The 24,021-nt window shown below is 70.3% G+C and carries 24 protein-coding genes and 1 riboswitch; of the genes, 18 read left to right on the forward strand and 6 right to left on the reverse strand.

The window, feature by feature from the left end; translation table 11 throughout:
- Positions 1-230: 230 nt before the first annotated feature.
- The 3 genes from ACIBK6_RS25655 (at position 231) to ACIBK6_RS25665 (ending at position 2,207) form a co-directional block, all read left to right on the forward strand.
- Positions 231-1,154 carry a MerR family transcriptional regulator gene (locus ACIBK6_RS25655; protein WP_399053683.1) on the forward strand — a complete coding sequence of 308 codons (924 nt, stop codon included), beginning with the start codon at positions 231-233 and terminating at the stop codon, positions 1,152-1,154.
- Between the two features lie 55 nt (positions 1,155-1,209).
- On the forward strand, positions 1,210-1,422 hold the full coding sequence (locus ACIBK6_RS25660; protein ID WP_399053684.1) for an EF-hand domain-containing protein: 213 nt from the start codon (positions 1,210-1,212) through the stop codon (positions 1,420-1,422).
- Positions 1,423-1,514: 92 nt separating this feature from the next.
- Entirely contained in the window at positions 1,515-2,207 is a 693-nt protein-coding gene (locus tag ACIBK6_RS25665; protein ID WP_399053685.1) for an NADPH-dependent F420 reductase, read from the forward strand.
- Between the two features lie 118 nt (positions 2,208-2,325).
- On the opposite strand, the gene ACIBK6_RS25670 is transcribed toward ACIBK6_RS25665, so the two are convergent.
- The 4 genes from ACIBK6_RS25670 to gcvT all read right to left on the reverse strand — a co-directional run bounded on the left by ACIBK6_RS25670 (position 2,326) and on the right by gcvT (position 6,741).
- Positions 2,326-3,696, reverse strand: a complete 1,371-nt coding sequence (locus ACIBK6_RS25670) for an L-serine ammonia-lyase (protein WP_399053686.1) — start codon at positions 3,694-3,696, stop codon at positions 2,326-2,328.
- Positions 3,697-3,852: 156 nt separating this feature from the next.
- Positions 3,853-5,112 (reverse strand): serine hydroxymethyltransferase, encoded by a 1,260-nt coding sequence (gene glyA / locus ACIBK6_RS25675; protein WP_399053687.1) that lies wholly within the window; start codon positions 5,110-5,112, stop codon positions 3,853-3,855.
- 38 nt (positions 5,113-5,150) lie between these two features.
- Positions 5,151-5,525 (reverse strand): glycine cleavage system protein GcvH, encoded by a 375-nt coding sequence (gcvH, locus tag ACIBK6_RS25680; RefSeq protein WP_399053688.1) that lies wholly within the window; start codon positions 5,523-5,525, stop codon positions 5,151-5,153.
- Positions 5,526-5,625: 100 nt separating this feature from the next.
- Positions 5,626-6,741, reverse strand: coding sequence for a glycine cleavage system aminomethyltransferase GcvT (gene gcvT / locus ACIBK6_RS25685; protein ID WP_399053689.1), 1,116 nt, complete (start codon positions 6,739-6,741; stop codon positions 5,626-5,628).
- 153 nt (positions 6,742-6,894) lie between these two features.
- Positions 6,895-6,992: riboswitch (glycine riboswitch) on the reverse strand.
- A gap of 129 nt (positions 6,993-7,121) precedes the next feature.
- Here gcvT and ACIBK6_RS25690 point away from each other — a divergent pair.
- The 12 genes from ACIBK6_RS25690 (at position 7,122) to ACIBK6_RS25745 (ending at position 20,839) form a co-directional block, all read left to right on the forward strand.
- Complete coding sequence (locus tag ACIBK6_RS25690) at positions 7,122-7,796, forward strand: AAA family ATPase (protein WP_399053690.1); 675 nt, start codon at positions 7,122-7,124, stop codon at positions 7,794-7,796.
- An 85-nt stretch (positions 7,797-7,881) separates the two neighbouring features.
- Positions 7,882-8,655: an enhanced serine sensitivity protein SseB gene (locus tag ACIBK6_RS25695; protein WP_399053691.1), complete on the forward strand. Its 774-nt coding sequence runs from the start codon at positions 7,882-7,884 to the stop codon at positions 8,653-8,655.
- Positions 8,656-8,985: 330 nt separating this feature from the next.
- Entirely contained in the window at positions 8,986-9,777 is a 792-nt protein-coding gene (locus ACIBK6_RS25700; RefSeq protein ID WP_399053692.1) for an enhanced serine sensitivity protein SseB C-terminal domain-containing protein, read from the forward strand.
- A gap of 433 nt (positions 9,778-10,210) precedes the next feature.
- The gene (locus ACIBK6_RS25705; RefSeq protein WP_399053693.1) at positions 10,211-11,209 is read left to right on the forward strand and encodes an ABC transporter permease; all 999 of its coding nucleotides are present in this window, start codon (positions 10,211-10,213) and stop codon (positions 11,207-11,209) included.
- 62 nt (positions 11,210-11,271) lie between these two features.
- Complete coding sequence (locus tag ACIBK6_RS25710; protein WP_399053694.1) at positions 11,272-13,017, forward strand: ABC transporter substrate-binding protein; 1,746 nt, start codon at positions 11,272-11,274, stop codon at positions 13,015-13,017.
- 103 nt (positions 13,018-13,120) lie between these two features.
- Positions 13,121-14,131 carry an ABC transporter permease gene (locus tag ACIBK6_RS25715; protein ID WP_399053695.1) on the forward strand — a complete coding sequence of 337 codons (1,011 nt, stop codon included), beginning with the start codon at positions 13,121-13,123 and terminating at the stop codon, positions 14,129-14,131.
- A 35-nt stretch (positions 14,132-14,166) separates the two neighbouring features.
- Positions 14,167-15,249 carry an ABC transporter ATP-binding protein gene (locus tag ACIBK6_RS25720; RefSeq protein WP_399053756.1) on the forward strand — a complete coding sequence of 361 codons (1,083 nt, stop codon included), beginning with the start codon at positions 14,167-14,169 and terminating at the stop codon, positions 15,247-15,249.
- Positions 15,246-16,562 (forward strand): ABC transporter ATP-binding protein, encoded by a 1,317-nt coding sequence (locus ACIBK6_RS25725; RefSeq protein ID WP_399053696.1) that lies wholly within the window; start codon positions 15,246-15,248, stop codon positions 16,560-16,562. Before ACIBK6_RS25720 ends, ACIBK6_RS25725 begins: the two co-directional genes overlap by 4 nt.
- A 94-nt stretch (positions 16,563-16,656) precedes the next feature.
- Positions 16,657-18,060, forward strand: coding sequence for a M1 family metallopeptidase (locus tag ACIBK6_RS25730; protein ID WP_399053697.1), 1,404 nt, complete (start codon positions 16,657-16,659; stop codon positions 18,058-18,060).
- Between the two features lie 46 nt (positions 18,061-18,106).
- On the forward strand, positions 18,107-18,766 hold the full coding sequence (locus ACIBK6_RS25735) for a trimeric intracellular cation channel family protein (RefSeq protein WP_399053698.1): 660 nt from the start codon (positions 18,107-18,109) through the stop codon (positions 18,764-18,766).
- Positions 18,767-18,844: 78 nt separating this feature from the next.
- On the forward strand, positions 18,845-19,714 hold the full coding sequence (locus ACIBK6_RS25740) for a thioesterase family protein (RefSeq protein WP_399053699.1): 870 nt from the start codon (positions 18,845-18,847) through the stop codon (positions 19,712-19,714).
- A 141-nt stretch (positions 19,715-19,855) separates the two neighbouring features.
- The gene (locus ACIBK6_RS25745; protein WP_399053700.1) at positions 19,856-20,839 is read left to right on the forward strand and encodes a helix-turn-helix transcriptional regulator; all 984 of its coding nucleotides are present in this window, start codon (positions 19,856-19,858) and stop codon (positions 20,837-20,839) included.
- Positions 20,840-20,937: 98 nt separating this feature from the next.
- On the opposite strand, the gene ACIBK6_RS25750 is transcribed toward ACIBK6_RS25745, so the two are convergent.
- Complete coding sequence (locus tag ACIBK6_RS25750; protein ID WP_399053701.1) at positions 20,938-21,546, reverse strand: TetR family transcriptional regulator; 609 nt, start codon at positions 21,544-21,546, stop codon at positions 20,938-20,940.
- 117 nt (positions 21,547-21,663) lie between these two features.
- On the opposite strand from ACIBK6_RS25750, the gene ACIBK6_RS25755 reads away from it, so the two are divergent.
- From ACIBK6_RS25755 to ACIBK6_RS25765, 3 genes are all read left to right on the forward strand, one after another.
- On the forward strand, positions 21,664-21,819 hold the full coding sequence (locus tag ACIBK6_RS25755) for a hypothetical protein (RefSeq protein WP_399053702.1): 156 nt from the start codon (positions 21,664-21,666) through the stop codon (positions 21,817-21,819).
- A gap of 2 nt (positions 21,820-21,821) precedes the next feature.
- Positions 21,822-22,091: a DUF4190 domain-containing protein gene (locus ACIBK6_RS25760; protein WP_399053703.1), complete on the forward strand. Its 270-nt coding sequence runs from the start codon at positions 21,822-21,824 to the stop codon at positions 22,089-22,091.
- An 86-nt stretch (positions 22,092-22,177) separates the two neighbouring features.
- Complete coding sequence (locus ACIBK6_RS25765) at positions 22,178-23,347, forward strand: cysteine desulfurase family protein (protein ID WP_399053704.1); 1,170 nt, start codon at positions 22,178-22,180, stop codon at positions 23,345-23,347.
- A 29-nt stretch (positions 23,348-23,376) separates the two neighbouring features.
- On the opposite strand, the gene ACIBK6_RS25770 is transcribed toward ACIBK6_RS25765, so the two are convergent.
- Positions 23,377-23,982 carry an N-acetylmuramoyl-L-alanine amidase gene (locus ACIBK6_RS25770; protein WP_399053757.1) on the reverse strand — a complete coding sequence of 202 codons (606 nt, stop codon included), beginning with the start codon at positions 23,980-23,982 and terminating at the stop codon, positions 23,377-23,379.
- Between the last annotated feature and the right edge of the window lie 39 nt (positions 23,983-24,021).

A 24,021-nucleotide genomic window follows, 5' to 3' on the forward strand; every position in this document is an offset into this window, starting at 1 on the left:
TACTTCGAACAGTCAGGCCCGCTCGGGCCGTCCGCTCAGTGCGCGAGGACCAGCGCCGCCGAGCCGATCGGCCCGAATCCCGCGGCCTGGAAGGTCCGTACGCTGCGTGCGTTGCCGGGTGATGTGAATGTCCCTGAGCGTGCCATCCATGCGATTCCCCGTTCTCCGCGCCAAGAGGCCTGCCGAGAGGCCTTGAGTCTCCACCCACTGGAAACCGGACACTCAACAACATGATCGACGACGGCCCGGAAACCTTCACCATCGGGCAGCTCGCCCGCCGTACCGGACTGCCCGTGCGCACCATTCGCTACTGGTCCGACATCGGCGCTCTGCCGCCCGTCGGCCGCACCCATGGCGGCTACCGGCTGTACGACGCCGAGTCGGTGGCCCGCCTTGAGCTGGTGCGCACCCTGCGTGAGCTGGGGCTCTCCCTGGACGACGTACGCCGGGTGCTGGCCCGGGAGATCACGGTCGCCGAGGTAGCCGCGGCCCATGTCGCGGCCCTCGACGCCCAGATCCGGGCGCTCAGGCTGAGCCGGGCCGTCCTGTCGACCATCGCGGAACGGCAGTCCGACACCGAGGAGATGACGCTCATGAACAAGCTGGCACGGCTCTCCGCGCGCGAGCGCAGGCAGATCGTCGAGGACTTCACCGACGAGATCTTCGCGGGCCTCGACGACGCCAACCCGCACTTCCAGGCCCGGGTGCGGGGCGTGGCCGCCGAACTGCCCGACGACCCCACCCCGCGGCAGGTCGACGCCTGGATCGAACTGGCGGAGCTGGTCGAGGACGAGGGCTTCCGGGCGCAGCTGCGGCGGATCGCCGAGACCGACTCCGAGAGCTTCCGGGACCGGGCGCGCGAGCCCCAGGCCTACCTCCGGTTCGCCAGGAAGGCGGCCCTGCTGGTGGGCGAGGCCCAGGAGCAGGGGGTCGTGCCGGAGAGCCCGGAGGCGGATGCGTTCCTTGAGCGGCTGTTCGGGCCGCACGCCGACCGGGCGGCGGTCCTCGAACAGCTCGGCGTGGGCGGCCCGGACCTGCGTACCGAGCGCTACTTCCGGCTGCTCGCGGTCGTGAACGGATACGAACCGCAGCCCAGTTCGGCCGCTGCCTTCCAATGGCTGGCCGCCGCACTGCGCGCGCACGTCGGCAGCTAATCTGACCCGCGTCAGAAAAGCACCAAGCAGTAGCACCAACAAAGGGGTGGACCCAGTGGCGGACATCGAAGAGGCGCGCAAGGCGTTCGCGAAGCTCGACATCGACGGTGACGGACGCGTCACGGCGAGCGAGTACAAGACGGTCATGGCGCAGCTGGGCGACTTCAACGTCACCGAGACGGTGGCCCAGGCCATCATCAAGGCCAAGGACGCCAACGGCGACGGCAAGCTCTCCTTCGAGGAGTTCTGGGCGTCGCTGAACAAGTGACCCCGATCGGTACCGGTGGCGTATTCCCGCTCCTGCGTGACGCCACCGGTGCCGGACCGGAATAGGTTGGTGGCCCCGCCGGTTGCTGGAACTTGCCAACGCACCATCTCCGGAAGGCCAGTTTCATGAAGATCGGCATCATCGGCGCGGGCAACATCGGCGGCAACCTCACCCGCCGCCTCACCGCGCTCGGCCACGAAGTGTCCGTCGCCAACTCCCGTGGCCCGCACACCCTGACCGCCCTGGCCGAGGAGACCGGCGCCACCCCGGTCACCGTCGCCGAGGCGGCCGACGGCGCCCGCGTGGTCGTCGTCACCATCCCGCTGAAGAGGGTCCCCGACCTGCCCAAGGGATTCCTCGACGGCGCGGCCGACGGCTTCGTCGTCATCGACACCGGGAACTACTACCCGAAGGAGCGCGACGGCAGGATCGTCGCGATCGAGGAGGGGCTCACCGAGAGCCGCTGGACCGAGCAGCACATCGGCCACCCGGTGATCAAGGCCTTCAACGGCACGTACGCGCAGGACCTCGTCGAGCGGCCGCGCCCGCAGGGCGACCCCGAGCGGATCGCGCTGCCGGTGGCCGGCGACGACGAGGCCGCCAAGCGGCTGGTCCGCGAGCTCATCGACGAGCTGGGCTTCGACACCGTCGACGCCGGCGGCATCGACGACTCCTGGCGCCAGCAGCCCGCCACCCCCGTCTACGGGCTGCGCGCCGGCGTCGCCGAGGTCACCGAGGCGCTGGCGGCGGCCCCCAAGGAGCGCCCCGCCGCGCACAGCTTCTGAGCGGTCTAAGCGGTCTTGAGGGATTTGGGCGCGGTACGGCGCCCTGAAGGGGCGCGGGGAACTGCGCGACCCGCCACGGACGGTCCGCAGCCGACGAACACCATTTCCCGCGGAGCGTTCAGCACTCGATGATGTTGACGGCGAGGCCGCCGCGGGCCGTCTCCTTGTACTTGACGCTCATGTCGGCCCCCGTCTCCTTCATCGTCTTGATCACCTTGTCCAGGGACACCTTGTGGCTGCCGTCGCCGCGCATCGCCATCTTGGCGGCGGTGACGGCCTTCACGGCGGCCATGCCGTTGCGCTCGATGCAGGGGATCTGGACCAGACCGCCGACCGGGTCGCAGGTCAGACCCAGGTTGTGCTCCATGCCGATCTCGGCGGCGTTCTCGACCTGCTCGGGGGTGCCGCCGAGCACCTCGGCGAGCGCGCCCGCCGCCATCGAGCAGGCGGAGCCGACCTCGCCCTGGCAGCCGACCTCGGCGCCGGAGATCGAGGCGTTCTCCTTGAACAGCATGCCGATCGCACCGGCCGCGAGCAGGAAGCGGACGATGCCCTCCTCATCGGCGCCGGGCACGAAGTTCATGTAGTAGTGCAGCACGGCCGGGATGATGCCCGCGGCGCCGTTGGTGGGGGCGGTCACGACCCGCCCGCCCGCCGCGTTCTCCTCGTTGACGGCCATCGCGTACAGCGTCGCCCACTCCATGGCGTGCGCCTCGGGGTTGCCCTCGGCGCGCAGCTGGCGGGCGGTGGTCGCGGCGCGGCGGCGGACCTTGAGGCCGCCGGGCAGGATGCCCTCGCGCGACATGCCGCGCGACACGCACGCCTGCATGACCCGCCAGATGTCGAGCAGCCCGGAGCGGATCTCGTCCTCGGTGCGCCAGGCCTTCTCGTTCTCCAGCATCAGCGCGGAGATCGAGAGCCCGGTGTCCGAGGCGAGCCGCAGCAGCTCGTCGCCGGTGCGGAAGGGGTACTTGAGGACGGTGTCGTCCGGCACGATCGGATCCGCGCCCGCCACGGCGTCCTCGTCGACGACGAAGCCGCCGCCCACCGAGTAGTACGTCTTCTCCAGGACCAGCGCCCCGTCGACGTCGTACGCGAAGACCGTCATGCCGTTGGCGTGGTACGGCAGCGCCTTGCGGCGGTGCAGGACCAGGTCCTGGTCGTAGTCGAAGGCGATCTCGTGCATGCCGAGCACGGTGAGCCGCCCGGAGTCCTTGATCCGCTCCACCTGCTCGTCGGCGGTCTCGACGTCGACGGTGCGCGGCGAGTTGCCCTCCAGGCCGAGCAGTACCGCCTTCGGCGTGCCGTGGCCGTGCCCGGTCGCGCCGAGCGAGCCGTACAGCTCGGCCCGTATCCGGGTGGTGTGGGCGATGAGGCCCTCGTTCTTCAGGCGCGCGGCGAACATCCGGGCCGCGCGCATCGGACCGACGGTGTGGGAGCTGGACGGGCCGATGCCGATCGAGAACAGGTCGAAGACCGAGATGGCCACGGGGGACTCCTTGTGGGGGTTGGTAGACGCCGTTGTCTGCCGAGGTGGTGCAGAGCAAAGCTGGCACAGCATGGGATGGGGCACCGCGCTCACTTCCAGTGTGCGCGGTGCCCCGGGGCTCCGTACGGAATGAACCGAGAACGAAAGCGTACGAAATTACTTCAGGCCGGGGTACAGCGGGTGCTTGTCGGCCAGAGCGGACACCCGGGCCGACAGCGCGGCCTTGTCGAACTCCGGCTTCAGGGCCTCGGCGATGATGTCGGCGACCTCGCGGAAGTCGTCGGCGCCGAAGCCGCGGGTGGCCAGTGCCGGGGTGCCGATCCGCAGACCCGAGGTGACCATCGGCGGCCGCGGGTCGTTCGGGATGGCGTTCCGGTTGACCGTGATGCCGACCTCGTGGAGGCGGTCCTCGGCCTGCTGGCCGTCCAGCTCCGAGTTGCGCAGGTCCACCAGGACCAGGTGCACATCGGTGCCGCCGGTCAGCACGTCCACGCCCACGGCCTTGACGTCGTCCTGGACCAGGCGCTCGGCCAGGATCCGGGCGCCGTCCAGGGTGCGCTGCTGGCGCTCCTTGAACTCCTCGGACGCGGCGACCTTGAAGGACACCGCCTTGGCCGCGATCACGTGCTCAAGGGGACCGCCCTGCTGGCCCGGGAAGACCGCGGAGTTGATCTTCTTGGCGAGCTCCTGCGTCGACAGGATGACACCGCCGCGCGGACCGCCGAGGGTCTTGTGCGTGGTGGTGGTCACGACGTGGGCGTGCGGCACCGGGTTGGGGTGCAGACCCGCGGCGACCAGGCCCGCGAAGTGGGCCATGTCGACCATCAGGTACGCGCCGACCTCGTCCGCGATCCGGCGGAAGGCGGCGAAGTCCAGCTGGCGCGGGTAGGCGGACCAGCCCGCCACGATCAGCTGCGGCTTGGACTCCTTGGCGAGGCGCTCGACCTCGGCCATGTCGACCTCGCCGGTCTCGTCCACGTGGTACGGGACCACGTTGTAGAGCTTGCCGGAGAAGTTGATCTTCATGCCGTGGGTCAGGTGGCCGCCGTGGGCCAGGTTCAGACCCATGATCGTGTCGCCCGGCTTGAGCAGCGCGAACATCGCGGCGGCGTTGGCCTGCGCGCCCGAGTGCGGCTGGACGTTGGCGGCCTCGGCGCCGAAGAGCGCCTTGACGCGGTCGATGGCGATCTGCTCGACCACGTCGACGTGCTCGCAGCCGCCGTAGTAGCGGCGGCCCGGGTAGCCCTCGGCGTACTTGTTGGTGAGGACCGAGCCCTGGGCCTCCATGACCGCGACCGGAGCGAAGTTCTCCGAGGCGATCATTTCGAGGGTGGACTGCTGGCGGTGGAGCTCGGCGTCGACGGCGGCGGCGACGTCCGGGTCCAGCTCGTGGAGGGGCTGGTTCAGAAGCGACATCAGACGATCCCTTGAATCCCTTGTCCCGGTGGTCGGGGTCAGCTGGCGAAGTCGGTGTACTCGTCGGCGGAGAGCAGGTCGCCCGGCTCCTCGGCGACGCGCACCTTGAACAGCCAACCGCCCTCGAACGGGGCGGAGTTGACCAGGGCCGGGTCGTCCACGACGTCCTGGTTGGCGGCGACGACCTCGCCGGTGACCGGGGAGTACAGATCGCTGACGGACTTGGTGGACTCCAGCTCGCCGCAGGTCTCGCCCGCGGTCACCGTCTCACCGACCTCCGGAAGCTGTACGTACACGACGTCACCGAGCGCGTTGGCCGCGTGCTCCGTGATGCCGACCGTCGACACGCCGTCCTCGGCGGCCGACAGCCACTCGTGCTCCTTGCTGTAGCGCAGCTGCTTCGGGTTGCTCATGAGCTGAATTCTCCTGTACGCGGGGGAGTGCTGATGACGGGGGAGGGGGGAGCGTCCCGGATGCCGGGACAACAAGGGTGGCGCCGGTGGGACCGGAGGGTCATTTCTGGCGCTTGTAGAAGGGGAGCGCGACGACCTCGTACGGCTCGTGCGTGCCCCGGATGTCCACGCCGACGCCGGCGGTGCCGGGCGTGGCGTGCGCGGCGTCCACGTACGCGATGGCGATCGGCTTGCCAAGGGTCGGCGACGGGGCGCCGGAGGTGACCTCGCCGATGACCTGGCCGTCGGCAACGACCGGGAACCCGGCGCGCGGCACCCGGCGGCCCTCGGCGATCAGCCCGACCAGCTTGCGCGGCGGGTTCGCGGCGGCCTTCTCGGCGGCGGCCTCCAGCGCCGCGCGGCCCACGAAGTCGCCCTCCTTCTCGAACTTCACGACCCGGCCGAGACCGGCGTCGAAGGGGGTGAGCGCGGTGGTCAGCTCATGCCCGTACAGCGGCATGCCCGCCTCAAGGCGCAGCGTGTCGCGGCAGGACAGGCCGCACGGCACCAGGCCCGCGTCCCGGCCCGCCTCGGTCAGCGCCCGCCACAGCTGCTCGGCGTGGACCGGCGCGACGAACAGCTCGAAGCCGTCCTCGCCGGTGTAGCCGGTGCGGGCGATCAGCGCGGGGACGCCTGCGACGGTGCCGGGCAGACCGGCGTAGTACTTCAGCCCGTCGAGGTCGGCGTCGGTGACGGACTTCAGGATGCCGGGGGACTCGGGGCCCTGCACGGCGATCAGCGCGTACGCGTCGCGGTCGTCGCGGACCTCGGCGTCGAAACCGGCGCCGCGCTCGGTGATCGCGTCGAGCACGATCTGCGCGTTGCCCGCGTTGGCGACCACCATGTACTCGGTCTCGCCCAGGCGGTAGACGATCAGGTCGTCCACGATCCCGCCGTCCTCCTGGCAGATCATCGTGTATCGGGCGCGGCCGAGGCCGACCGTGCCGATGTTGCCGACCAGGGCGTGGTCGAGCAGCGCGCACGCCTGCGGACCGGTGACCGTGATCTCGCCCATGTGGGACAGGTCGAAGAGGCCGGCGCGGGTGCGTACGGCGTTGTGCTCGTCGCGCTCGCTCCCGTACCGCAGCGGCATGTCCCAGCCCGCGAAGTCGGTCATGGTGGCGCCCAGCGATCGATGCAGAGCATCGAGGGCAGTGAGGCGGGGGGCGTTGCTCATGGATGTTGCTCCAAGGTCCCGGGGCATGACGGTCGAGGACATCCTCCCCATCTGTCATCGGAACCTGAGAGGTTCACCGGCGCGCTGGGCGCGGCACGGCTTGCACCTTGGGTGGGACCGCCCGCAAGGAGACGGCCCGCTTTTCAGATCTGCCTCGTCCGCGCGGTACGGGGCCTGAGAGATTCAAGGGAGGAACTTGCTCCTTCGGCGCCCCAGCTCACAGCTGCTGGGAACTCTCCCGCGCGGATTCGAACGGCCGGTATGCAGTTGGCGCGCACATCATTGCACGCATCCCGGAAGCGGCAAATCGCTTGAGCCCTATTACCGTCTCTTTACACTTCGTGGGGAGGGGTCGCGAGACTCGAACAGGGGGGAGTGCCATGACGGTTGGACGGGACACGGTTGTTGGACGGGACACGGTTCAGCTGCGGGAGGCGTACGCACCGGACGGGGCGGCGGCGCGGGGGGCCCGGCCGGTGGTGGGCGAGCGGGTGCGGGATCTGCGCGGCAGGCCCGGGCGCACCCCGCCGGAACTGCTCTTCGCCGCGGGCGACGTGGTCGTCGTGTCCGGGCTGCCCGGCAGCGGCAAGACGACGCTGATGCGCAGGACCGTCAGGGACCGCCGCATCGACTCGCAGGACACCCGGCTCGCCTGGCAGCGCCGGCTGCCGGGGATCCCGTACCCCCTCTACCGTCCGCTGACCAGGACCGCGCACTTCGCCAGGACCTGGTGGGCGCTGCGCTCCGGCGAGAGCATCGTCGTGCACGACTGCGGAACGCAGGCCTGGGTGCGGCACTGGCTGGGCCGCGGGGCGCGGCGCAGGGGACGCGCGCTGCGGCTGATCGTGCTCGACGTACCGCCCGGCACGGCCCTGGAGGGCCAGGCCAGCCGGGGCCGCTGGGTCTCGCGGTACGCCTTCGCCCGGCATCGCGGGGCGGCCCGCCGGCTGATCTCCCAAGTGGAGTCCGGGCGGCTGCCGACCGGGTGCGCGACGGCGGTCGTGCTCGACCGGGAGTCGGCCTCGGTGCTGCGGCGGATCGGCTTCGCCGAGTAGCGACGCGGGCCCGGCCGTCGCGGCGCTAGGGTTTTGGGGCACGGCCGCGGAGGGCCGGCAGGCAGTCGGGGGAGAAGGACGGCACATGAACTTTCCGGAGCAGGCGTTCGCGCATCCGCACGGCGGCGGGGGCTGGCCGGGCAACGAACTCGAAGAGGCCCTGGCCGCGGCGCTCGGCATGCCCAACGCGGGCCCCCGGCTCATCGAGGTGCTCGGGCGCAGCGCGGTGTGGGTGCCGCTGCCCAACGGCGGCGGCCAGGACAGCGCCGACCTCGACCTGCCCACCATGGAGCTCGGCGGCGCCCCCTACGTCCCCGTCTACAGCTCCGAGCAGCAGTTCCTCCAGTGCGTCGGCGCCCATATGCCGTTCGCGGTGGCGCCCGCCGTCGAGTTCGCCCGGGGGCTTCCGCCGCAGCTCGGCATCGCGGTCAACCCCGAGGGCGCCGTCGGGATGCCGCTGCCGCCGCCCGCCGTGGCCGAGCTGTGCCGTACCGGGCGTACCGCGCTCGACGGACCCGCGTCCGGAGCCCGGGTACGCCTCTTCGAGCCCGACTGGCAGGAGGACCCGGTGGACTTCCTGGCCGCCGCGGCCGACGAGTTCGAGGCGACCGGGGTGGTGCGCACCGCCCGCCGCGCACTCGCCTCCATCGAGGGCGAGGCGCCGACGCTGTTCATCGGCGTGGAGTGCGTCACCTGGGACGGGGCCGGCGGCGACGCCCCCATGGAGGCGCTCGGCCGGGCGCTCGGCCGGGTCCCGGTCGGCTGGCCGGTCAACCTGGTCCTGCTCGACGTGACGCGCGATCCGGTCGCCGAATGGATGCGCGAGCGGGTGCGCCCCTTCTACGCACGGGCCCAGTAGCCCGCGGCTCCGCCACGGCAGGTCTTCGCCGGGCCATGGCGGTGTCAGTAGGGCGGCTTAGGGGGTGTCCGGTGGGTCAGGGTCGGACAGGGCGCGGGGGCTGGTGCGGTGCATCGCAAGGCGCCAGAGCGCGTCGATAGCGGAGCTATCGGGGCGGTTCGGCAACGTGGCGAGGTGCCGTGCCAGACGTCGCGACCCCGGCCCTGATCCGCCGGACACCCCCTAACCTGGTTTCATGACCCTTGCAACCCCGTGGCCGCACGCGTGTGCCCGGGGTGGCGGGGCGGCGCAGGCGTCGGCACGGTGGATCGAAGAGGGGCGGGACCCAGGGTGAGCGCGTCAGGCACCGCGGCGGCCGGGCAGGTCGAGCACATGCTGCGCCAGGTGACGCCCGGGCGCTACGACGCGTACGAGGGGCTGCTGCACGCCCTCGCGGACTCCGGCCGGGTCTGGATGCTGCTCTGGCACGGCCGGCCGGGCTCGCCGGACGCCCAGTACGGAAACATGGCGGTCGACGGCGTCGCGTACGCGCCCTGTGTGACCTCCGCCCAGGAGCTCGCCGCCAGCGGCTGGAACCGGGCCCACGACGTGGTCGGCGCGCTCGACGTCGCCCGCTCCCTCTATCCCGACCACTACGGGATCTGGCTCAATCCGCACGCCCCCGGCGGCGGGGTCGGCATCCCCTGGACGGATCTGCGGCGGATCGCCACCGGCCTGGACCGGATGCCCGCAGGACCGCTGCGGCTCTCCGAACCGGCCGTCGAGATCCCGCAGTTCTACGCACTGCTCACGCAGCACGCGCAGCGCACCCCGGCGGTGCGTTCGCTGCGCCGCGCCTGGGTGCAGCCCGCGCTCGGCAGCCCCTATCTCGCCATCGGCCTCGACCTCTACGACACGGGCCCGCAGTCGGTCGAGGCGGTGCGGGCGATGATGCAGCAGTCCGTCGCCGCGGTGCCCGAGGGGCTCGCGGTCTCCACGGTCGCGATGTCCGACGAGTACGACCCGGTCGGTATGTGGCTGAAAGCCGCCGCCCGCCCCTTCTACGACCGCGAGGCGCACGCCGCCCAGGCCGCCCCGGCACCCGGCTACGGCTACCCGCCGGCCGCGCCGCGTCCGTACTGAAGCCACCCGGACCGGTTGCCGAACCAGTACAGACTCCACCTGGACCGGTCGCCGAACCGGTACAGAACCCGTCAACTTCCCCTTCACGCAAGGGGAATGTCCGTTCTGGTAGGGCGACGGCCGCAATAGTCCCGGGCGTCGCATGCGCCCCAACTTCCTCGTGTCCGCCCCTGGTTCACCTGCGTCCGGATAACGGAACTCCCTTTACTGCATCACGTTTGCGCATACATTCGCCGTCAGGTCTGGCGGCTGATCGCGACGCCGATGAAGACTCCCGGCAATAAGGCTGGTCGGCCCCGGGCCACCGGTCTCCCGCGCTGAGCGAACAGGGCTTTTCGCCCTGCGCAGATTTCACCGCACCACTGATGAAACAAGCCGCCACCAGCGGCTGGTACGGGCCGGCCACCGCCGGCCGGGAGGGGTCAGAGGCACTGTGACCGCACCGATCGAGACCACCGGTTCGGCTGCCGAAGCGCAGCCGGAGGCAGTACTCACGGGGGCCAAGCAGAGCCAGATCGAGGGCCGTTCACTCGGACAGATCGCCTGGGCACGCTTCAAGCGCGACAAGCTGGCCGTCGCGGGCGGAGTCGTCGTGATCCTGCTGATCCTCCTCGCAGTTCTGGCCAAGCCCATCCAATCGGTGTTCGGGCTGGACCCGAACGCCTTCCACCAGGATCTGATCGATCCCGCGCTGCTCGCGCCCAAGGGCGGCTGGGGCGGCATGAGTTGGGCCCATCCGCTGGGTGTCGACCCGCAGTACGGGCGCGACATCATGACCCGGATCATCGAGGGCTCCTGGGTCTCGCTCCTGGTGGCCGGCGGCGCGACGCTGCTCTCCGTCGTCATCGGCGTGGTCATGGGCGTCACGGCCGGCTTCTACGGGGGCTGGGCCGATTCCCTCATCAGCCGCACGATGGACGTCTTCCTGGCGTTCCCGCTGCTGCTCTTCGCCATCTCCATCTCGGCGTCCCTGCAGGACGGCGCGTTCGGCCTCTCCGGACTGCCGCTGCGCATCAGCGTGTTGATCTTCGTGATCGGCTTCTTCGGCTGGCCGTACATGGGCCGGATCGTCCGTGCGCAGACCCTGAGCCTGCGCGAGCGCGAGTTCGTGGAGGCGTCCCGGAGCCTGGGTGCGCGCGGCTGGTTCATCCTCTTCCGGGAGCTGCTGCCGAACCTGCTCGCGCCGATCCTGGTCTACTCGACCCTGCTGATCCCCACGAACATCCTCTTCGAGGCCGCGCTCAGCTTCCTCGGCGTCGGTATCGCCCCGCCGCAGGCCTCCTGGGGCGGAATGCTCTCCAGCGCGACGGATCTCTACCAGGCCGACCCCCAGTTCATGATCGTGCCGGGTCTCGCCATCTTCATCACGGTCCTGGCGTTCAACCTGCTCGGCGACGGGCTGCGTGATGCCTTCGACCCGCGCACCAAGTAAGCACGCGGCGCTCGCCACATCACCACCACCCGCCGCACCATCCACAGAGGGGCATTCTTCAGGTGAAGACAAGAAAAGCGACCCTAGTGATCGGGGCCACCGTTGCGCTGGCGCTCGGCGCGTCCGCTTGCGGTGGGGGCAAGAGCGACAGTGGCGGAAAGAGCAGCGCGGACGCCGCGCTCACCTCCGTCGTGAACACGTCGACCAAGAAGGGCGGCACGCTCTCGCTGTCCCTGTCGGACGCTCCTGACTCCCTGGACCCCGGCAACACGTACTACGGCTGGGTGCAGAACTTCTCGCGTCTGTACGCCCGTTCACTGACCACCTTCAAGCCGGCCGCCGGCAAGGCGGGCCTGGAGGTCGTCCCGGACCTCGCCGAGTCCCTGGGCACGCCCAGCGACGGTGCGAAGACCTGGACGTACCACCTGAAGAAGGGCCTCAAGTACGAGGACGGCACGCCGATCACCTCGAAGGACGTCAAGTACGCCGTCGAGCGCTCGAACTTCGCGCCGGAGGCCCTGTCCAACGGACCGACGTACTTCAAGGCCCACCTGATCGGCGGCGACAAGTACCAGGGCCCGTACAAGGACAAGAACCCGGACGGGATCTCCTCCATCGAGACCCCGGACGACACCACCATCATCTTCAAGCTGAAGGACGCCTTCGCGGACTTCGACTACCTGGCGCAGTTCACCCAGACCGCGCCGGTGCCGCAGTCGAAGGACAAGGGCGCGACGTACGTCCAGCACATCCTCTCGACCGGTCCGTACAAGTTCCAGTCGTACGAGGAGGGCAAGGGCGCGACCCTGGTCCGCAACGACCAGTGGGACCCGAAGACCGACGCGGTCCGCCCGGCCCTGCCGGACAAGGTCACCATCAAGTTCGGCGTCAACCAGGTCTCGGTCGACAACGACCTGCTCGGCGACAACCTGACGACCGATGCCGCGGGCACCGGTGTCGCCCCGCAGACCCAGCCGAAGGTCCTCACCGACTCCAAGCTGAAGAAGCAGACGGACGACTCCTACGCGGGCGCCACCTCGTACATCGGCCTCAACCTGAACGTGAAGCCGTTCGACAACATCCACTGCCGCAAGGCCGTTCAGTGGGGCATCGACAAGGCGTCCGTGCAGGCCGCCCAGGGTGGTTCGCCCAAGGGTGACGTCGCGACGACGCTGCTGCCGCCGACCGTCAACGGGTACAGCAAGTTCAATCTGTACGAGACCCCCGGTGACAAGGGCGACGAGGCCAAGGCCAAGGACGAGCTCAAGCAGTGCGGTCAGCCGAACGGCTTCTCGACCAACCTGACGGCCCGTTCGGACCGTCCGGCCGAGATGGCCATGGCCACCGCGGTGCAGGCCTCGCTGAAGAAGATCAATGTCAACGCCGACATCAAGAGCTTCCCGACCGGCAAGTACTTCCAGAACTTCGCGGGCAACCCGAGCTACGTGCACGAGCACAACCTCGGCATGATCATGACCGCGTGGGGCGCCGACTGGCCGACCGGCTTCGGCTTCCTGGACCAGATCGTCAACGGCTCGGCCATCAAGCCGTCCGGCGGCAACAACGTCCAGGAGCTGAACGACCCGGCGATCAACAACGCGCTGAACACGGCCATCGGCAACACGGACAAGAACGCCCGTGAGAAGGCCTGGGGCGACATCGACAAGATGGTCGCCGAGAACGCCTCGGCCGTGCCGCTGATCTACCGCAAGAACCTGCTGTTCCGTCCGGCCTCGGCGACGAACGTCACGGTCACGCAGGCCTACCTCGGCATGTACGACTACCTGCTGATGGGCTCCAACAAGTAGACGCGGACCCCGTCCACCAGAAACACGAAAGGCAGGTGAAGGCGCTGGTGCCCGCCGGGTCACGGGAGACCCCCGGCCGGGCGGGCACCGGCGCCGGACAGCTGTGGCTGCGTACCTCATTCGACGCGTTTTCGGCGCGGTGCTACTGCTGCTGATCGTCAGCGCAGTCACCTTCGCAATCTTCTTCCTGGTCCCCCGGCTCGCCGGCCAGACCATGGACTCGCTGGCCGCCCAGTACGTGGGCAAGGATGCCAACCCCTCGTCGATCGCCGCGGTCAAGCAGAACCTCGGCTTCAACGAGCCCCTGTACATGCAGTACTGGCACTTCATCAAGGCGATCGTCGTCGGTGCCGACTACAAGTTCGGCCCGGACGCCGCCCACTGCGGCGCTCCGTGCTTCGGCTACTCCTTCAAGAGCCACGTCGAGGTCTGGCCGCAGCTCACCTCGCGCATCCCGATCAGCTTCTCGCTGGCCATCGGTGCCGCCGTGATCTGGCTGATCACCGGCGTCACCACGGGCGTGATCTCGGCCCTCAAGCGCGGCTCGGTCCTGGACCGGCTGTCCATGACCATCGCGCTGGCCGGTGTCTCCCTCCCGATCTTCTTCACGGGCATGCTCGCCCAGGGCATCTTCACCGTGGACTGGCCCATCTGGGAGACCATCGACTACGTGCCGTTCACGGACAATCCGGCCCAGTGGGCATGGAACCTGCTGATCCCCTGGTGCACCCTGGCCTTCCTGTACTCCGCGCTCTACGCCCGGCTGACCCGGGCCGGAATGCTGGAGACGATGAGCGAGGACTACATCCGGACGGCCCGTGCCAAGGGCCTGAAGGAGAACAAGGTCATCGTCAGACACGGTCTGCGGGCCGCGCTCACCCCGATCGTCACCATCTTCGGCATGGACTTCGGTCTGCTAGTCGGCAGCGCGGTCATCACCGAGACGGTCTTCAACCTCCAGGGCATCGGGCGGTACGCGGTCCAGGGCATCAAGGACAACGACCTGCCGATCGTCATGGGCGTGACGCTGGTCGCCGCCTTCTTCATCGTTGTCTGCAATCTTCTGGTGGACCTCGTGTACGCCGTGATCGACCCCCGGGTGAGGCTCTCGTGAGCGAGGTATCCAAAGACGAGCTGGACGAGCAGACCGTGGGCTCGGCGGCCGTGAACGAGCCGGTGGCCCAGCCCCCGGCCGCACCCGAGGGCACCTTCCTGTCCGTACGGGACCTGCGCATCCACTTCGACACGATCGACGGGACGGTCAAGTCCGTCGACGGCGTCAGCTTCGACGTCAAGCCCGGTGAGACGCTCGGCATCGTGGGCGAGTCCGGCTCCGGCAAGTCCGTGACCTCGCTCGGGATCATGGGTCTGCACCGGACCGCCTCCAACGTCAAGATCTCCGGCGAGGTCTGGCTGGACGGCGAGGAGCTGATCGGCGCCGAGGACGACCACGTCCGCCGGCTGCGCGGCCGCAAGATGGCGATGATCTTCCAGGACCCGCTCTCCGCGATGCACCCGTACTACACGGTCGGCAAGCAGATCGTGGAGGCCCACCGGGTCCACAACGACGTCACCAAGAAGGCCGCCCGCACCCGGGCCATCGAGATGCTCGACCGGGTCGGCATCCCGGAGCCCGGCAAGCGGGTCGACGCCTACCCGCACGAGTTCTCCGGCGGTATGCGCCAGCGCGCGATGATCGCGATGGCCCTGGTCAACAACCCCGAGCTGCTCATCGCGGACGAGCCGACCACCGCCCTGGACGTCACCGTGCAGGCGCAGATCCTCGACCTGATCCGGGATCTGCAGAAGGAGTTCGGCTCTGCCGTCATCATGATCACCCACGACCTGGGCGTGGTGGCCGAGATGGCCGACAAGCTCCTGGTGATGTACGGCGGGCGCTGCATCGAGCGGGGCCCGGCGGACGAGGTCTTCTCCACTCCCCAACACCCCTACACCTGGGGCCTGTTGGGCTCGATGCCGCGCATCGACCGGGAGGAGACGGAGCGCCTGATCCCGGTCAAGGGTTCGCCGCCGTCCCTCATCAACATCCCGTCCGGCTGCGCCTTCAACCCGCGCTGCCCGTACGCGGACATCCCGAAGGACAACCTCACCCGCACCGTGCGCCCCGAACTCGCGGAGTGGGAGGGCGACGCCGGTCACTTCTCGGCCTGTCACATGTCGCAGGACGAGCGGACCCGTATCTGGACCGAAGAGATTGCGCCGAAGCTGTGAGCGAGAAGAAGACCACCGCTGAGAAAGCGATCCCGAAGCAGCCGGCGGCCTCGCCCGAGCCGCTCCTCAAGGTCGACGGCCTGGTCAAGCACTTCCCGATCAGGAAGGGGCTGTTCGGCCGGCAGACCAGCGCGGTCAAGGCGGTCGACGGCATCAGCTTCGACGTGCTCCCGGGCGAGACCCTCGGTGTCGTGGGCGAGTCGGGCTGTGGCAAGTCGACCATGGGCCGGCTGATCACGCGGCTGCTCGAACCGACCGGCGGCAAGGTCGAGTTCGAGGGGAACGACATCACGCACATGTCGGCCGGGCAGATGCGCCCGCTGCGCCGCGACGTGCAGATGATCTTCCAGGACCCGTACGGCTCGCTGAACCCGCGCCACACCATCGGCGGGATCGTCTCCACCCCCTTCCGGCTCCAGGGCGTCACGCCCGAGGGCGGGGTGAAGAAGGAGGTCCAGCGGCTGATGGAGCTGGTGGGCCTCAACCCCGAGCACTACAACCGCTATCCGCACGAGTTCTCCGGCGGCCAGCGCCAGCGCATCGGCATCGCCCGCGCGCTCGCGCTCAACCCGAAGCTGGTCGTCGCGGACGAGCCGGTCTCGGCGCTCGACGTGTCGATCCAGGCGCAGGTGGTCAACCTTCTGGACGACCTCCAGCAGGAGCTCGGCCTGACGTACGTGATCATCGCGCACGACCTGTCGGTCATCCGGCACGTCTCGGACCGGATCGCGGTGATGTACCTCGGCAAGATCGTGGAGCTGGCCGACCGCAAGTCGCTGTACGCGGCGCCGATGCACCCGTACACCAAGGCGCTGATGTCCGCGGTGCCGGTGCCGGACCCCAAGCGGCGCGGCATGAAGAGCGACCGCATCCTGCTCAAGGGCGATGTCCCCTCGCCGATCTCGCCGCCGAGCGGCTGCCGGTTCCACACCCGGTGCTGGAAGGCGACGGAGATCTGCAAGACGCAGGAGCCGCTGCTCGTGGAGCTGAAGCCCGGCCAGAAGGTGGCCTGCCACCACCCGGAGAACGCTGCGGACCAGGCACCGGGCGAGGAGGTCCTGCCGGAGGCCAGGGAGTCGATCGAGATCGTGACGGTCGGCGAGCCGGAGCCCGCGGAGGAGACGGATGCGGCGGAGGCCGCAGAGGTCACGGAGGCCGGAGAAGCCGAGGCGGCGACGGACGCGACGGATGTGGCAGAGGCCGATGGGGCCGCCGAGCCCGAGCCGTCTGAGTCCTCCGAGCCGTCCGAGGCTGCCGGAGACGGCGGGGACACCGGGCAGGGCGGCACCGCTCAGGAGTCAACCGGCAAGTAAGGCATGACAGTTCGGCAAAGTCATGTCCATGTCGAAACGGGGGAGTGCAGAGTCTGCGTGTCCGTACAACGGCACACGTTCGAAGGGCAGACTCATGGCACTCTCCCGTTCGGCACGTCGTAGCTCCCGGCTGCTCGCCCTCGCCACCGCGGTGGCCGCCGGGTTCACCATCGCCGCCGCGCCCGCCGCCACGCCGGGCGCCCCCGGCATCGGCGACCCGTACTTCCCCGATCTGGGCAACGGCGGCTTCCACGCCCTCCATTACGACCTCGGGGTCAGCTACCACCCCGATTCCGGGCGCCTGGACGGGCGCACCACCCTCACCGCCCGCGCCACCCAGAACCTCTCCAGCTTCGACCTCGACCTCCAGAAGCTCACCGTCGACTCGATCCGGGTGAACGACCGCCCCGCCGACTTCACCAGAACCGGCGACGAGATCGTCATCACCCCGCGCCACTGGCTGCGCAAGGGCGAGCGGTTCGAGGTCACCGTCGTCTACGGCGGAGTGCCCAAGCCGCTGAACGGCCCCATCGTCTTCGGTTCCGACTACGGCTGGATGAAGACCAAGGACGGCGTCTTCGTGGCCTGCGAGCCCAATGCCGCCTCCACCTGGTTCCCGTCCAGCGACCACCCCTCCGACAAGGCGACGTACGACATCCGCATCGACGCGCCCAAGGGCCTGACCGGCGTCTCCAACGGCCTCCTCGTGAACTCCTATGACAGCGGCGGCCGTTCGTACTTCCACTGGCGCGAGACCAAGCCGATGGCGACCTATCTGGCGACCGCGACCATAGGCAAGTTCGATGTGAAGACGGGCCGGACGCCCGGGGGCACCCCGATCTACGTCGCCATCGACCCGGTCCTCGCCCACCAGAACACGGTCGACGTGTACGCGGTGACCGCCGAGGCCACCGACTACTGGTCCAAGCTCTTCGGCCCGTACCCCTTCGAGGAGACCGGCGCGGTCGTCGACGACATGCCGGAGGCCGGATTCTCCCTGGAGACCCAGACCAAGCCGAGCTATTCGGCGGTGCGGTCCGAGTCGACCATCGTCCACGAGCTCGCCCACCAGTGGTTCGGCGACTCCGTCTCGGTCCGCCAGTGGAAGGACATCTGGCTCAACGAGGGCTTCGCCACCTACGCCCAGTGGCTGTGGGCGGAGCACCGCGGAACCGAGACGGCCCACGACTCCTTCCGCGCCGCCTACAACGCGCGCCCGGCCGCCTCCGACTTCTGGAAGATCGAGGTGGCCGACCCGCAGCGCGACACCATGTTCTCCTCCGCGGTCTACCAGCGCGGCGCGATGATGCTCCAGGCGCTCCGCGAACGCATCGGCGACCAGGCCTTCTTCAAGCTGCTCCCGGCCTGGACGAAGCTGCACCGGTACGGCAACGCCGACACCGCGGACTTCGTCAAGCTGGCCGAGCACGTCTCGGGCCGGCCGCTCGGCGATCTGTTCCAGAAGTGGATCTACAACACGGGCAAGCCCGCGCTGTAAGCGAGGCCTGTGCGTGCTGGGGCCCTGGCATGCGTAAAAATGGCGGGTGCTCCACGAACTGTTCAGTCCCTCCGTCCAGCATTCGCTCGACCTCGTCGGAATCTTCGTCTTCGCCATTTCGGGCGCCCTGCTCGCCGTGCGCAAGAACTTCGACGTGTTCGGCATCGCGGTGCTCGCCGAAGTCACCGCGCTGGGCGGAGGGCTGTTCCGCGACCTCATCATCGGAGCGGTCCCGCCGGCCGCCTTCTCCGACCTCGGGTACTTCGTCTGCCCGCTGCTCGCCACCGTGCTCGTCTTCTTCCTGCACCCGGAGGTCGAACGCACCCAGACCGCGGTCAACGTCTTCGACGCGGCGGGCCTCGGCCTGTTCTGCGTGACGGGCACGACCAAGGCGTACGACTACGGCCTCGGGCTGACCTCCTCGGCGGTCCTGGGTCTGGCGACGGCGGTGGGCGGCGGCGTGCTGCGCGACGTGCTCGCCAACGAGGTGCCCTCGCTGCTGCGCTGGGACCGCGACCTGTACGCGGTGCCCGCGATCGTCGGCGCCACGATGGTGGTCCTCTTCATCCGCTTCGACGTGCTGAACGCCGGGACCAGCGGGCTGGCGGTGGTCACGGCGTTCCTGCTGCGCATCGCCGCGCTCAAGTACCACTGGCGGGCGCCGCGGGCCTGGCACCGGCGGAGCTCGACACTGGAGGAGGCGTAGCGGCCCGGGATCAGAGGGCTCTTGGCGGTGGACAGAAAAAGCTACCGCTCAGTAATTTATCGGTGTACGGTGCTGCGCATGGCACAGGCATCGTCACCAGTACTCCCCGCCGCGATCGGGGACAGCGAGTTCGACCGCGACACCGCCGTCACCCTGCGCGAAGCGGGGGTCTATGACGCGGAACTCTCGGCGGGCTGGACCATCATCCACGCCGTCAACGGCGGCTATCTGCTCGCCCTGCTCGGCCGCGCCCTCGGCGACGCCCTGCCGCACCCGGACCCGTTCACGGTCTCCGCGCACTACCTCACGCCGTCCGTGCCGGGCCCCGCCGTCATCCGCACTCAGGTGGTGCGCACCGGCCGCACTCTCTCCACCGGCCAGGCCTCGCTCTTCCAGTACGGCGAGGACGGCACAGAGGTCGAACGCATCCGGGTGCTCGCCTCGTACGGCGACCTGGACGCACTCTCCGACGACGTGCGCACCACGGCCAAGCCGCCCGCGATGCCGCCGCTCTCGCACTGCATCGGCGCGACGGACGCCCCCGACGGCAGTCGGCCGCCGATCCCCGGCAGTTCGGCGATCACCGACCGCCTGATGCTCAAGCTCGACCCGACGACGCTCGGCTGGGCGGTGGGCGCGCCGTCCGGGAAGGGCGAGATGCGGGGGTGGTTCGGGCTCGCGGACGGGCGTGACGCCGACCCGCTCTCGCTGCTGCTCACCGTCGACGCCCTGCCGCCGACCTCCTTCGAGCTGGGCCTGCAGGGCTGGACCCCCACGGTCGAACTGACCACCCACATCCGCTGCCGCCCGGCGCCGGGTCCGCTGCGGGTGTCCATCACGACCCGCAACCTGGCGGGCGGCTTCCTGGAGGAGGACGCGGAAGTCTGGGACGCGGCAGACCGCCTGGTAGCCCAGTCCCGCCAACTGGCCCGCGCGCCTCGGGGTTGAGCCGGAGGCTTCGCCCCTCGACCCTGGGCGAGGCAGACTCCAGCCCCTCATGGGGGTCCCCCTGGCCCTTTGGGCCTCGGGGGAGATTGAGGGGCGGGGTCCGGGGCGGGGCCCCAGGGGTTGGCCAGGCATCCTGGGCCCGTGAAATCCGACCGGCTGCTCTCGATCCTCCTCCTGCTCCAGACCCGCGGCCGCGCAACCGCCACCGAACTCGCCGACCGCCTGGAAGTCTCCGTACGGACCGTCTACCGCGACGTCGAGGCGCTCTCGGCGTCCGGCGTCCCGGTGTACACCGAGCGCGGCCGGCACGGCGGTATCGCGCTGCTCCCCGGATACCGCACCGACGTCACCGGGCTCACCGCCGACGAGTCCCGCGCCCTGTTCGTCCTCGCCGCGCAGGGCGCGCACACCGCCCTCGGGCTCGACGCGGCGCTCGGCTCGGCCCTGCGCAAGGTCATGGCGGCGCTGCCCGAACCGCACCGCCCCGCCGCCGAGTTGACCAGCCGGCGCATCCTGGTCGACCCGGAGCGGTGGATGCGTACCGCCGCCCCCGCCGTCGACCTCGACGTACTCAACACCGCCGTCTTTGCCGACCGCCGCCTGCGGCTGCGCTACCGGCACAGCGGGGCCGACGCGCCGAGCACGTACACCGTCGACCCGTACGGGCTCGTCGTGAAGGCCGGTGTCTGGTACCTCGTCGCCGACCACCGCGGCGCGCCCCGGCTGTACCGCGCCGAGCGGGTCAGGTCCGCCACCGTGACCGACGAGCCGGTGCGGCGCAGGCGCGGCGTCGAACTCGCCGAGGTCTGGGAGCAGTTGCGCCGCCAGGTCGAGCGGCGCCCCGCGGAGGTCCTGGTGCGGGCCCGGGTGCGGGCCGGCCGGCTCGACCAGTTCGTACGCCTCCACGGTGCGCAGCTGACCGCCGCACCCGAGCCGGACCCGGCGGGGGAGTGGGCCACCGTGGAGCTCGCGGTGAGTGAACTGCGCGCGGTCCGCCAGCTGTTGAGCTTCGGCGCCGGTGTGGAGGTCCTCGAACCCCCGGCCGCCCGGGAAGTCCTCGCCGAGGCGGCCGCCGAGCTGCTCCGGCTGTACGCCGGGAAGCCGGGGTCGCCCGGCGCCCTTTAGCCCCAATACCAGTGACCCTGCGGCTGCCAAGCCCGCCGGAGCGCAAAGTCTCCGCAGGTCAGACGGCTGAACTTGCCCCTATGGCGCTGGTATTGCCTTTAGTCCAGCCAGTGGCGGCGGCCCAGGGCCACCAGGCGGAGCTGGGCGCGGGCGGTGGTCAGGACGGCCTCCTCGCCGCCCTCCAGCAGGGCCGACGCCGTCATCACCATGTGGTCGACGTAGACCCCGGCCAGCATGCGCAGGTCCGCCCGCGTCCAGCCCGCCGACTCCGGGTCGGCGCCGAGCGCCTCGGCCACCTCGTCGGCGAAGCGCCGCAGCTGTACGCCGATGGCCTCGCGGACCGGGGCCACCCCGCCGTGCCGTTCGCGGGCGATGAAGCGGACGTGCGCCGGGTGCGTGCGGACATGGGCGGCGATCAACTCGACCGCCCGGTCGATGCGTTCCTCGCCCGAACCGGTCGTGACGATCACCGCGCGGATCGTGTCGTGCAGACTGCCGAGCGCCTGCTCGACCAGCGCGACCCCGAGGTCGGCGGTGTCCTTGAAATGCCGGTAGAACGCGGCCGGCGCCACCCCCACGGCCCGGGTGACCTCGCGCAGCCCGAGGCTGCTCAGGCTCTGGTGCTCCAGGAGCTGGAGCGCCGAGTCCATGAGGGCCTGCCGGGTCTTCTGCTTCTGGGCCTGCCGGATTCCGAGAGTGTGGCTCATGCCACTCAGTAAACATCTGTTCGCTGAAGTTGGGAAGACTAGACTACGTAGTCAGTGAACAGTCGTACTCCGAAAGCCGGTTGACCCCGGCGATCGGTCCGCCCGGAAAGGAACGTCATGCTTTTCATCGTCGCAGCCCTCCTCCTGCTGGGGGTCGTGCTGGGCTCAGCGGCGCACCTCCCGCTCCCGGTCACCCTGGCCGCAGGCGGCGCCATCGCCCTCTGGCTCCTGATCTTCGTCGCCCGCGAACGCCTCTCGAACCGGAAGGCCTGACCATGGCACTCGCAGCGATCCGCCGCCGCAAGCGGGACCGTGACGCCGACGGGATGGCCGTCGCGGCCTTCGTCCTCGGCCTGCTCGGGCTGCTCGTGATGAACGTCGTCCTCGGCCCCGTCGCCATCGTCCTCTCCTCCCTCTCCCTCCTGTACGGGACCAAGCGCCGCGGGCGCGCCCTGCTCGGGCTCGCGCTCGGCGTGGCCGATCTCGCGCTGCTCGCCGGGCTGGTCATGGCCGACCACACCGTCTCCTGGGGCATCGGCGGCTGAACGGCCCGCAGGCCGCCCGGCTCACCGGCCGCTGGCCGGAACCGCCGCACGGCCCGACCGCCGCGGCTCGTAGAATCGGGCCCACCATGGCTTACCTCGACCACGCCGCGACCACCCCGATGCTCCCGGAGGCGGTCCAGGCGATGACCGCCCAGCTGACCGTCACCGGCAACGCGTCCTCGCTGCACGCCGCCGGACGGCGAGCCCGCCGCACCACCGAAGAGGCCCGCGAGGAACTCGCCGAGTCGCTCGGCGCCCGCCCCAGCGAGGTCGTCTTCACGGCCGGCGGCACCGAGGCCGACAACCTCGCCGTCAAGGGCCTTTTCTGGGCCCGCCGCGACGCCGACCCGCGCCGGGTCCGCGTCCTCGCCAGCCCCGTCGAGCACCACGCCGTGCTTGACGCGGTGCACTGGCTCGGCGAACACGAGGGCGCGACCGTCGAGTACCTGCCCGTCGACCCGCAGGGCAGGGTGCACCCCGAGGCCCTGCGCGAAGCCATCGAGCGGGACCCCGATGATGTCGCGCTTGCCACCGTCATGTGGGCCAACAACGAGATCGGCACCATCATGCCGATCGCCGAACTGGCCGCGGTGGCGCGGGAGTTCGACGTCCCGCTGCACGCCGACGCCGTGCAGGCCTTCGGTCAGCTCGACGTGAACTTCGCCGCGTCGGGCCTCGCCGCGATGACCGTCTCCGGCCACAAGATCGGCGGCCCGTACGGGATCGGCGCGCTGCTCCTGGGCCGTGAGTACACCCCGGTGCCCGTGCTGCACGGCGGTGGTCAGGAGCGGCACGTGCGCTCCGGCACCCTCGACGTGCCCGCCATCGCCGCGTTCGCGGTCGCCGGCCGGCTCGCCGCCGAACGGCGCGGCACGTTCGCCCGGGACATCGGCGCGCTGCGCGACCGGCTGGTGACGGCCGTGCACAAAGCCGTGCCCGACGCGATCCTCGGCGGCGACCCGGACCCGGCGGGGCGGCTCCCCGCCAATGCCCACTTCACCTTCCCCGGCTGCGAAGGCGACTCCCTCCTCCTGCTGCTCGACGCGCAGGGCATCGAATGCTCCACCGGCTCCGCCTGCACTGCGGGCGTCGCCCAGCCCAGCCACGTCCTGCTCGCCACCGGCACCGACCCCGACCTGGCCCGCGGCACCCTGCGCTTCTCGCTGGGCCACACCTCCACCGAGGCCGACATCGAAGCGGTCGCCGCCGCCATCGGCCCCGCGGTCGAACGGGCCCGCACGGCAGGACTGGTCTGAGCCGTCCGTAGTCGGCCCCCGTCGGCGGGTCAGGCCGGGCGGGCCGACGCGACCAGCCGGAGGTAGCGCTCCCAGTCCCAGTGCGGACCCGGGTCGGTGTGATCGGTGCCGGGCACCTCGGCGTGCCCGATGACGTGGGTCCGGTCCACGGCCATGCGGTAGCGGGCGCATATCGCGGCCGTGAGCCGCGCCGAGGACGCGTACATGGCGTCGGTGAAGGACGAGGCCTCGTCCACGAACCCCTCGTGCTCTATGCCGACACTGCGCTCGTTGTACTTCCGGTTGCCCGCGTGGAAGGCCACGTCCAGCTCGCGGACGGTCTGGGCCATCCGCCCGTCCTTGCGCACCACGTAGTGCGCGGCCGCGCCGTGGCCCGGGTCCTGGAAGGCCTCCAGGGCGGTCGCGTAGCTGCCCTGCACGACGTGGATCACCACCCGGTCGACGGCGAAGTCCTCCGGGCGGTCGGCCCGGCGCCAGTTCGCCGACGAGGCCGGCACCCACTCGGCGCCCGCATAGTCCACTTCCCCGGCCTTTCGGGGCTTGTGCGGGCGCGCCTGTGGCGCGTTCAGGTATCCGATCGTCCCGAGCGCCACCACCCCGCCCCCGATCAGCAGCCCTCTGCGGCTCACCGCCATGCGCCCCGCCCCCGCCCGTCCCGTACCGCTCCCCTTGAA

Source organism: Streptomyces sp. NPDC050485 (assembly GCF_044458185.1).
In the GTDB taxonomy this organism is placed as follows: Bacteria; Actinomycetota; Actinomycetes; order Streptomycetales; family Streptomycetaceae; genus Streptomyces.

Coding starts and splice junctions, on each gene's coding strand:
- ACIBK6_RS25655 (WP_399053683.1), top strand. CDS start 231: ATGATCGACGACGGCCCGGAAACCTTCACCATCGGGCAGCTCGCCCGC.
- glyA (WP_399053687.1), bottom strand. CDS start 5,112: ATGTCGCTTCTGAACCAGCCCCTCCACGAGCTGGACCCGGACGTCGCC.
- gcvH (WP_399053688.1), bottom strand. CDS start 5,525: ATGAGCAACCCGAAGCAGCTGCGCTACAGCAAGGAGCACGAGTGGCTG.
- gcvT (WP_399053689.1), bottom strand. CDS start 6,741: ATGAGCAACGCCCCCCGCCTCACTGCCCTCGATGCTCTGCATCGATCG.
- ACIBK6_RS25690 (WP_399053690.1), top strand. CDS start 7,122: ATGACGGTTGGACGGGACACGGTTGTTGGACGGGACACGGTTCAGCTG.
- ACIBK6_RS25695 (WP_399053691.1), top strand. CDS start 7,882: ATGAACTTTCCGGAGCAGGCGTTCGCGCATCCGCACGGCGGCGGGGGC.
- ACIBK6_RS25730 (WP_399053697.1), top strand. CDS start 16,657: ATGGCACTCTCCCGTTCGGCACGTCGTAGCTCCCGGCTGCTCGCCCTC.
- ACIBK6_RS25740 (WP_399053699.1), top strand. CDS start 18,845: ATGGCACAGGCATCGTCACCAGTACTCCCCGCCGCGATCGGGGACAGC.
- ACIBK6_RS25750 (WP_399053701.1), bottom strand. CDS start 21,546: ATGAGCCACACTCTCGGAATCCGGCAGGCCCAGAAGCAGAAGACCCGG.
- ACIBK6_RS25755 (WP_399053702.1), top strand. CDS start 21,664: ATGCTTTTCATCGTCGCAGCCCTCCTCCTGCTGGGGGTCGTGCTGGGC.
- ACIBK6_RS25760 (WP_399053703.1), top strand. CDS start 21,822: ATGGCACTCGCAGCGATCCGCCGCCGCAAGCGGGACCGTGACGCCGAC.
- ACIBK6_RS25765 (WP_399053704.1), top strand. CDS start 22,178: ATGGCTTACCTCGACCACGCCGCGACCACCCCGATGCTCCCGGAGGCG.
- ACIBK6_RS25770 (WP_399053757.1), bottom strand. CDS start 23,982: ATGGCGGTGAGCCGCAGAGGGCTGCTGATCGGGGGCGGGGTGGTGGCG.